Origin of the sequence: Marinilabilia sp. (assembly GCF_016278715.1) — a bacterium.
In the GTDB taxonomy this organism is placed as follows: Bacteria; Bacteroidota; Bacteroidia; order Bacteroidales; family Marinilabiliaceae; genus Marinilabilia.
Window position 1 is genome coordinate 44,083 of record NZ_JADQBH010000140.1, and the last position, 9,512, is coordinate 53,594.

Genomic DNA, 9,512 nt, shown 5'->3' on the forward strand with positions numbered 1-9,512 from the left:
GGTGGAAGTCAAAAAAAAGCGTTAACCCCTTTTAGGGCGCGGAATTTAAATATTGACGAATAAAAAAAAGAGCATGGGGAACAAAGGCAAAATCGGAAATTCTAAAGAAAAAAGCAGCAGCTTTCTTGATTGGATAGAGAAAATGGGAAACAAACTGCCGCATCCCTTCTGGATGTTTGTTTGGATAACTATTTTTATTGTTTTCATCAGCTTTATCACCTCCCTATTGGGAGTTCAGGCCACTGACCCGGCCACAGGAGTAGTCATAAAAGTGCAAAACCTGCTTTCGGGCGACGGGTTGCGTCGATTTCTTCAGGAGATGGTGACCAATTTTGCCCATTTTGCACCGTTAGGACTCGTGCTGGTAATGCTTATGGGTGTTTCGGTTGCCGAGAAAAGCGGATTGCTTTCAGTCGTAATGCGAAACCTGGCTTTTTCGGTTCCCCGAAAAGTAGTTCTTCCCGTAATATTTATCATTGGGGCTTGTGGAAACATCGGTTCCGATGCAGGAGTCGTTATTGTGCCGCCAATTGCAGCCCTAATTTTCAGTCAGATGGGTCTACACCCCATTGCCGGGCTGATAGCCGGATATGCAGGAGCCACAGCCGGTTTCACTGCCAACTTTTTCATTGCCGGAACCGATGTTTTGTTGGCCGGGATCAGCACGGAGGTAACCTCCAAAATCCCTGGAATAGGAGAAGTAAGTGCAACAGCCAACTGGTATTTCATGATTGTCTCCACCATTTTATTGGGGCTTGGAGGCGCATTTGTCGTCACACGTTATACCATCCCCAGAACCAGGCGGTTCTCGATGGGTGACCAAAGCAACATTGATGTTTCCGAATCACACTCACTTACCCCTGAAGAACGAAAAGGCCTGAAACATGCAGGATATGCAGCTCTCCTGATTATTGCCTTAGTTTCCCTGATAACCATTCCTTCCTGGGGGCCGCTCAGGAATCAGGAAACAGGAGGCATCGTTCCATCTCCGTTTCTGCGCGGATTGGTTCCCATCCTCTTTTTCCTTTTCGCCATTCCCGGATATTATTACGGCAAAGCCACCGGAAGCATCAAACATCCCGATGACATAATAAAATACATGGGCGAGGGAATGAAGGATCTTTCGGGGTACATCGTTTTGATGCTGGTGGTTGCGCAATTCATAAACCTTTTCAACTGGTCTCGGCTCGACACCATCCTTGCCATCCATGGAGCAGACTTTCTGCAATCAACCGGACTGACAGGTGTGTTTATGTTCACGCTCTACATGACGCTGGTGGCGCTTATCAATATTTTTATTGGAAGTGGCTCGGCGAAATGGGCCATATTTGCCCCGGTTTTCATTCCTATGCTCGCACAACTGGGTTTCACACCGGCATTTGTTCAGCTGATGTATCGGGTGGGAGACAGCATCACCAACTCTATCAGCCCGCTTTATGTTTATTTCCCGTTATTGATAGGCTGGATTCGTCAATACGATAAGAAAGTGGGCATTGGTACAGTTATTTCACTGTTATTGCCCTATGCAATAGTATTGTTCCTGATGTGGCTGGGACTTCTTTTTATTTGGTTTTGGCTGGACTTGCCCATTGGCGTAGGAGAGGGAATATATCTTTAAAAAACTCTGGTTCCAAAAACAAACTTATCCTTCCACCAGGAGTTATCCAGCGAAGTAATGGTTACTCCCTGGCTGGATGAGGCATGCAAAAACTGATTGTCGCCAATATAAATCCCTGAGTGCGTAATATAGTGAGAGGTACGGTAAGTGCGGATAAAAAACACCAGGTCGCCTTTTTGCAAACCCTGTTTGTTGAATATAATTTCCCCGTACCTGGCCTGAGCTTCGGAATTGTGTGGTAGTTTAATTCCATGCGTATTGAAAATCCTGACAAGCAGGCCGGAGCAGTCCATACATCTTGATGTTGTACCTCCCATACAATGGGGCACACCAATGTATTTCCGGCCGGTACGAATAAGACCAGAGGGAGTGACATTCCCTGTATTAAGTTTTTTTTCAACACCTCCCGCAATAAACTTTTTTAACTCTCTGTTGCTTCCGCGAACCTCCTCCATTTCGGAAGAGGAAACAGGGTAAGACTTCTCTGCACATGAAGAGAAAAGTGGCAAAACAGTAATCAGCAAAACAAATATTCGATTTTTCATATTCTCAGAATCAGACACTTTCAGTATAACATCTATTGTGCCACAAAGTTAAAAATTGCTCCCTGGGCTTCAACCAGAATTGTCTCCCTTACCCCGGTAATATTTTTTTACCTTTGTCGCATCAAACAATAATACGATAATAAAGTCCAAACGGAAATACGAAAGACTTTTTATCACGGAGAGCTAAGACCCTGCTCCCCATTACAAAGCAACGATACATCAATTACCTGCAAGAAAATGACGGGTCATAAACAAACAAAGACCAAACAAAAATATTTAACCATAAAACCATCTTATCATGAAACTCAAATATGGAATGAATCCATATCAGGATTTTGCTGAAGTCATTGACAATTCGGACTCTTTTAAAATTTTGAATGGCAACCCAAGTGTTATCAATGTACTGGATGCACTTAACTCCTGGCAACTGGTCAGGGAAGCTTCCCAAACTCTCGGCAAACCGGCCGCAACCTCCTTTAAACACGTGACTCCTTCAGGAATGGCAATGGCAGGTAGTTTAACCGAGTCTGAAAAACAAGTTTATCTGACAAAAGCAGAACCATCTCCTCTGGCATCTGCGTATGCAAAAGCACGCGGAGCAGACCGTTTGGCCTCGTTTGGGGATTTCATTGCATTGAGCGACACCGTGGATGCAGCGACCGCAAAAATGATTAAATCTGAAGTTTCGGATGGCGTAATTGCCCCGGAATTCTCTGCTGAAGCACTGGAAATACTTAAATCGAAGAAAAAAGGAGGCTATGTAATTTTCAGCATTGATAGGAACTACGAGCCCGAAGAGATAGAATCCAGAGAAGTTTTTGGCATTACCATACGTCAAAAGCGCAATCAGCTTCAGGTTAACAATGCCTTACTTCAGGATGTTCGCACAGAATCGAAGCCTGTAACGGAGCAGATTGCCGCAGACATCAAACTGGGCATTCTCACCTTAAAATATACCCAGTCCAACTCCATTTGTGTGGTTAACAAAGGACAGGTGATTGGTATCGGGTCGGGTCAGCAATCCAGAATTCTCTGCAGCCGACTGGCACTAAACAAAGCCAATGTGTGGTATCAGAAGATGATATTGGACTATTCATTTCTTGACCAACATGAAGGGCTGAAGCGCACCGAACTGGACCAGCTTATCGAACAAAAAAGAGAAGCTGTTTTTGGTGATAAAGTAGTTCTTAACGAACTCGAAGGTTCCTGCTTAATTTCTGACGGCTTTTTCCCGCAGAAAGACAACATTGAACTGGCTGCCAAATACGGAATTCAATACATTGCTTCGCCGGTTGGTTCCATCCGCGACCAGGAAATAATGGATACCGCGAAAAAACACGGCATTACATTTATTAATATCGGAGTCCGGTTGTTTCATCATTAAACTAAAACATCTTACTTATGTGGATCAGGACACAATGCAAAAAACAACTCGTAAAAGTCATCCGCATCACGGTTGAGAGAAATATCGGTAGTAAAAACAAGTTCGATCTGGTAGGTCAATTTGCCAATTCCTCGTTATTCCAAAGCAATCAGGTTGTTCTGGGTGAATTCAAAACCAAAGAAGATGCCATCGCTGAGCTCACCTCGATTGAGGAGGCTATTGCCAAAGGAGAAAACGGAGTTTACCAGATAAAATAATCAGACAGCTACCTGAGATGACCGGCGATATACCCGGTTGTCCAGGCAGCCTGTAAATTAAAGCCGCCTGTAATGGCGTCGATATCAAGCACCTCGCCCGCGAAATAAAGATTGGGAGTCACCTTGCTTTGCATGGTCTTCATGTCAACGTCTTTGAGCGATACCCCACCACAGGTGACAAACTCATCGCGAAAAGTTGATTTCCCACGTACCGTATATTTGTCGTGAGTCAGTACTTCCACCAGTTTATTAAGGTCTTTTTTGCCTGACTCGCCCCACTTCTTATTGACTATTATCCCACACCTTTCAATCAGAAACGCCCACAAGCGTTCGGTTAAAGAAAATGGCCGGAAATTGGTCATCAGTTTTTTAGAGTGTTTCAATGCAATTTCTTCCAGCGTTTTTGTCACTTCCCCATGATCGGAATTCCCAAGCCAGTTGACATAGATATTAAATTCATAATTAAGTTGGTGCAAATGCCGGGCAGCAAAAGAAGATAATTTTAAGATTGCCGGGCCACTCATCCCCCAGTGAGTAATAAGCAACGGTCCTTCAGCGTTCAATCGACTACTTTCAACACTGACCTTCACATCATCGACCACTACACCCATCAAGCGGGTGACCGGTTCATCGGGCATATTAAAAGTGAACAACGAGGGTATGGGCACTTCAATTCTGTGCCCAAGTTTTTTAAGCCAGTCAAATCCTTCCTCTCGAGAAGAGCCACCCGTTGTAACAATCACTTTATCGTAATCTTCAATGTTCCGATCGTGCCCCTGAAACATCAGTTTCCATTTGCCATTTGAAGGCACCAGCGCGGACACTCCGCAGAAAGTTCGGACATCCACTCCGAGGCGTTGGGCTTCTCTCAGAAAACAATTAATAACAACCTGTGAATCCTGAGCTGCAGGAAACACACAATCATCGTCCTGGACCACCAGGGGGACACCGTGCGCTTCGAACCACTTCATGGCATCCATATTACTGAACTCATGAAAAAGTTTCTTCAGACTGTTTCCGCCCCGGGGATAAGCTTTTATTAAATCAGAAATTTCCGGAGCAGCATTGGTTAAATTACACCGTCCCCCACCGGAAATTTTTACTTTCGCCAATACTTTCCCGGACTTTTCAAAAATAGTGACCCGGGCATCAGGATATCTTTCCCTGGCACTCAGTGCAGCAAAAAATCCGGCCGCTCCCCCTCCTATGATTGCAATTCGCATGAATATTTTCTTTAGAACTTCAAAAATAAACAAAAAGAGGGCAGCAACGCTCAGACTGCCACCCTCCGAAAAGCACTTTACATATTATTTCCCGTAACAGCAATGTGCTTTTTCTGATAGTAAAGTTAACATTCTAATTAAAAGGGACAAAGTCTATTTTTTATTTCCTGAACCATATCACCCACATAAAAAAACTGGACCCATATAAGGCATATAAGGGAAGTGAATATGAGTTTCAATACATTGATTTCGCAAAACAGTTATCCTAAAACAGATTGATATCTTTTACCATTTTCTCCGGCTGGTAATGGAATTTTTTATAAATTGAAATCATTTGAACATCAGACCAAAAAATACGTTAAGATTATTTACCCGGATAAAAACAATTAACCATAAAAACAGATTCTTATGAAACTACACACTATGAGCCTCATACATGGAATTATTCTCATGGTTTTTGGTATCTGGTCATATTTATGGCCCGAATCGCCTTCACCAACAGCACTTATTCCGGTTATTTTTGGAGCATTTATACTGGTGCTCAACAAAGGTGTGAGAAACTATCGAAAAGGAATCTCCAATGCGGTAATGGTGCTTACTTTTCTCATCCTGGCCGGACTTGTATTTCCGCTAACCGGCTCCCTTGAGAGAGGCGATACCCCGGCTTTGATAAGAGTCCTCATCATGATGGTAACGTCTCTGATTGTTCTGATATTCTTTGTTAGAAGATTTATAAATGACCGAATCAGAGATGATAAAAAACCGGAATTCTAGCCTGCATTATTCACAAATAATCTATTCCGATAATTCATGAATAAAGCAGGCCAGACCTATTAAATATCCGGATTCCGTCCGGTTCGGTTTTTAAGACCATGCAAGATTCCCAGCCAGTAATAGTAAAACAGGCTGGGATTTTTTTTTCGAATGGCCCAAATTAATGTGAATGGGCTACGCAATGTTTCCTGAAGCAAAAACTTAATCAGCCCTGCCCGAAATCCGTACTCCTTAAAATACAAAACCTTATTTCTTCTCAAATAGAAATACTCGCGACAAACACTTTTCTTATCAGGCCGGGTCCAGTCATGATAATGCCAGCAGATTGCTTTTCGGGTAACCATGGCCAACCGCTTTTGCTGAGAAAAGCGAAAAAAGAAGTCCCGTTCCTCGCCATACAGAAACAATTTCTCGTTCCACAGATGCATCTCACTAAATATTTCAGTTCTCAACATCAAGGCCACGCCTGAGAGATAATCCACATCGGCAGAAATGGGTAGTTGCTTACAGGAGTGGAGTTTTAATCCGGAGTCGGGTGCGTTTTTCCGGGCTGTGAGAAAATTCATATTAAGCCTGAAATTCTGGACAACACGGGAACGTTTATTTCTGGCACCTTCATAGATTAATGGCCCGGAAGCATCTACCCCCGGAAACCGGGACATGTGGAGATACAGGTTCTTAAGGAAATCCTTATGCAATTCCACATCAGTATTCAGAATTAAAACGTAAGGTGCACCCAATTCCAGGGTTCGTTCCAATAAAAGATTATGTGCGCGTCCAAACCCAATATTCCCTTTTCCGGATATCACTTCAACATCGGGATACAACTCTTTGAATATCTTGCCGCATTCCTGTGGTTCCCCGTTGTCAATAGCCAGAACATGAAAATCGGAAAACGTCTGGTTCTCCAACGACTTAGCCAACCCCTCCAAAAAAGGAGCATCGTGATAAAAAACCAGCTGTATGACAATCTTTTTATTCATAAAAATGAAAGTTTTCAGATTTTTTGTCTGATGAAGCCCTGATTTGTCGCAGTTTTTGTAATCTTATTGCCACGCCTTGTTCAAAGACACTACAGTTTCCGAAGCCTGTAAATCAAAGCCGCCAAAATTCCGGCATAAAGATTTATCAGCAAAGTACCGGTAGTTAATTCATTAAACAGATAATTGGGTTTAAAAAAGAAGGTTTTGACCATCCATGCAAAGACGACAAAGAAAAATGCGACATCCAAATCATTCGCGTTTTGAATCCGTGCCTTCACCATCCGGTAAGTAACAACCAAATATCGCCACATCTGAAAATAAAGCAAACTGTATATTCCAAGTCCCACCACCCCATACATGGCCAAATGCCCCGTTACCGGTAAGTCCGTCACTTCATAATCGGAAGGATGAAACCGCATTGAAAAAAAATCGGAAAAACCGGCTCCCGTACCAAACCACGGTCGCTGATTGATGAGCGCCAGATGAGCAGGCCACTGATTAACCAATCGTCCCTCAATTACGCCACTGGTGTAGGCATCTCCGGAAATGAAAAGCCACAGGTCTGCCACCTGCCGCCATACCAAACGGGGATATTCTGGAAAAACAACCCACATCAGAAACAAAAGCGCCAACCCCGGTCCCAGCAGCATTGCCATCAGCCCCTGAAAAGAAGTTCTGTAAAACCGATAATACAGAAACAGCGAGGCCACTGCCAAACCGACCACATTGATATAACTGCTTTTTGTCAACGATAGCATCACCGCCAGGAGCATCAGCAAAGTTGCAATGAAAAGAAAATTTCTGTAGCGGTAATCAGTTTTGCGTGCAAGAATAAAAAATGAGAGCGGAACCAATATATCAGAAAGTCCTGAGCTAAACATCAGATACCGCAAGATTCCTGTTCCCCGATATCGTTCTGCCTGCCAAAGGGGCAACAACTCTACTCCGGAAATCACTGAAATAAAATACAACAGATAAACAATCAGAGAGGTAACCACCAATACATCTACAAAAACTGACAACCTTCGGCGGGCCATCATGAATACAGGGATTATCAGAAGAAATCCAAATACCGTCATCCGTTCACGAATAAGCAAATAGCGAAAAACATAACCCCATCCCCGGCCAGGCTGCCAATAACCAAAAATAAAAACATGGTAGAGCAAAAAAAGAATCTGCACACCCAAAAGAACCCAAAATGGCTTAAAACTGAGCAACTCCTTTTTATTAATCCCCGGAGCTAAAAAAGGTGTAAATGCCAACGCAAACAGAAAATCCCGATAATAAAACCCACTCAGGGCCTCTTTGCCAAAAAATACAGTCAGGTGACCGGTGGGATCAAACAAAAGTACAATCACAATCCAGAAAAGATGATCAGGCCAGCGCCGGACTACCAGCAGACCAACGCCGACAAAAGCAAGAAGCATCAATATCAGTAAATACAAACTCATTAATGATGTGATTTTAACTTTTCAAAAACAGCTGACAAGTCACCCCAATGCAGCAATTTAAGCAAAAATGCTGTAGTGGTTACGATTCCCACGGCCAATATTCTTATTCCCCATCCGGCAGAACCGGGCCAGAATGTCACCCATAAAGAAATGCCAAGGCCAACCAAAAAATACAGCATAATCCTGAAGAAAGGATAAGCCAGAGGAAAATAACGTGCTGCCACGTTTACTTTTATCTGCCAGTAAACCACAAAAGAAATCAGAGTCGCCACGCCGGCACCAATAAATCCCCATCGGGGTACCAATAAAAAATTGAGCCCTATATTCAGGATAGCTGTGACACCCGTGATCCACGCAAAATGCCAGGTTTTTTCAGCCAAAGAAATTCCAGGGCCCATGGTTTGATAAGATTGAGCCGCTATATAGGAAAACACCAGAAAAGGAACCACCAGAGCTCCATCAGCATAATCGGGAGTAGCAACAAACGGAATCAAAACATCGGCAAAGACAGACAACCCGGTGGCCAGAATGACACTTCCAGCCAGATACAACACATAGATGTCAACAGCCATTTTCCGGGTACGAGGCTTATTTATATCCTTTTCGGCATAAAATGATTGAAAAAAAAGAACCCCGAAACTCATCTGAACAGCCATATTTATAAGCAATACCGGCTGAGAAAAGATGGCTCCGATAGAATAAAGCCCCACCTCATTTAAATCCTGATAATAAAGCAAGAAGAATCGGTCGCTGCTGTTGTAAATCCACGCAGCAAGGCCGGCCCATATCAGTGGAAATCCGTATTTCAGCAATTGCCGGGCCCAACTGAAGGAGAAATGGAAACTATACTTTCGATAATTAAAAATGCCAAAAGCCAGAATAACCACCAGCAAACTACTGCCTACTCTTGCCCACATTGCTCCTTCTACACCATGTTTCAACATTATCACCAGCGTAATACCCAGGCCAATATTTGCCAGCGACTTAATCACTGTAATCAGATTGTAGCGCCAGGGCTGACGAAAATACCGGAAAAGATGCGATTGCTCACTCATCAGCAGGTTGACAGGCACCAGCAGACAAAGAAGCACAATCAGGAACCCGTGATCAGGCGTACCAAACAAAAGGTTCGATAATGTTTCCTGAAAAAAAAGCACCGGGATAAGCGCGAGAAATGAAAACAGCCGAAGAAAGAAAACAGTGGAAAGGACATCCCCTTTTTGCTTGTCATCAGCCTTGAAATAGTAGAATCCACTGGCCGACTCTAGCCCCACCGA

General features: G+C 43.5%; 9 protein-coding genes. 4 read left to right on the top strand and 5 right to left on the bottom strand.

Annotated elements, in window-relative coordinates:
• The first annotated feature begins 73 nt into the window (after nucleotides 1-73).
• Nucleotides 74-1,618 (top strand): AbgT family transporter, encoded by a 1,545-nt coding sequence (locus QZZ43_RS09235; protein WP_291858193.1) that lies wholly within the window; start codon nucleotides 74-76, stop codon nucleotides 1,616-1,618.
• On the opposite strand, the gene QZZ43_RS09240 is transcribed toward QZZ43_RS09235, so the two are convergent.
• On the bottom strand, nucleotides 1,615-2,163 hold the full coding sequence (locus QZZ43_RS09240) for an NlpC/P60 family protein (RefSeq protein WP_291858195.1): 549 nt from the start codon (nucleotides 2,161-2,163) through the stop codon (nucleotides 1,615-1,617). The genes QZZ43_RS09235 and QZZ43_RS09240 overlap by 4 nt on opposite strands.
• A gap of 298 nt (nucleotides 2,164-2,461) precedes the next feature.
• Between QZZ43_RS09240 and QZZ43_RS09245 the strand changes: the two genes are divergently transcribed.
• Nucleotides 2,462-3,547 carry a 5-aminoimidazole-4-carboxamide ribonucleotide transformylase gene (locus tag QZZ43_RS09245; protein ID WP_291858196.1) on the top strand — a complete coding sequence of 362 codons (1,086 nt, stop codon included), beginning with the start codon at nucleotides 2,462-2,464 and terminating at the stop codon, nucleotides 3,545-3,547.
• A gap of 17 nt (nucleotides 3,548-3,564) precedes the next feature.
• Nucleotides 3,565-3,804 carry a hypothetical protein gene (locus QZZ43_RS09250; RefSeq protein WP_291858198.1) on the top strand — a complete coding sequence of 80 codons (240 nt, stop codon included), beginning with the start codon at nucleotides 3,565-3,567 and terminating at the stop codon, nucleotides 3,802-3,804.
• An 8-nt stretch (nucleotides 3,805-3,812) separates the two neighbouring features.
• Here QZZ43_RS09250 and QZZ43_RS09255 read toward each other — a convergent pair whose 3' ends face one another.
• Nucleotides 3,813-5,027: an NAD(P)/FAD-dependent oxidoreductase gene (locus tag QZZ43_RS09255; RefSeq protein ID WP_291858200.1), complete on the bottom strand. Its 1,215-nt coding sequence runs from the start codon at nucleotides 5,025-5,027 to the stop codon at nucleotides 3,813-3,815.
• A gap of 408 nt (nucleotides 5,028-5,435) precedes the next feature.
• Between QZZ43_RS09255 and QZZ43_RS09260 the strand changes: the two genes are divergently transcribed.
• On the top strand, nucleotides 5,436-5,801 hold the full coding sequence (locus QZZ43_RS09260) for a hypothetical protein (protein WP_291858203.1): 366 nt from the start codon (nucleotides 5,436-5,438) through the stop codon (nucleotides 5,799-5,801).
• A 59-nt stretch (nucleotides 5,802-5,860) separates the two neighbouring features.
• Here QZZ43_RS09260 and QZZ43_RS09265 read toward each other — a convergent pair whose 3' ends face one another.
• The 3 genes from QZZ43_RS09265 to QZZ43_RS09275 form a co-directional block, all read right to left on the bottom strand.
• The gene (locus tag QZZ43_RS09265) at nucleotides 5,861-6,784 is read right to left on the bottom strand and encodes a glycosyltransferase (RefSeq protein ID WP_291858205.1); all 924 of its coding nucleotides are present in this window, start codon (nucleotides 6,782-6,784) and stop codon (nucleotides 5,861-5,863) included.
• An 89-nt stretch (nucleotides 6,785-6,873) separates the two neighbouring features.
• A complete protein-coding gene (locus QZZ43_RS09270; RefSeq protein ID WP_291858207.1) occupies nucleotides 6,874-8,235 on the bottom strand; it encodes an O-antigen ligase family protein in 1,362 nt (453 codons plus the stop codon).
• The coding region (locus QZZ43_RS09275) for a polysaccharide biosynthesis C-terminal domain-containing protein (protein ID WP_291858209.1) at nucleotides 8,235-9,512 on the bottom strand (1,278 nt) is incomplete at its 5' end. The genes QZZ43_RS09275 and QZZ43_RS09270, both read right to left, overlap by 1 nt.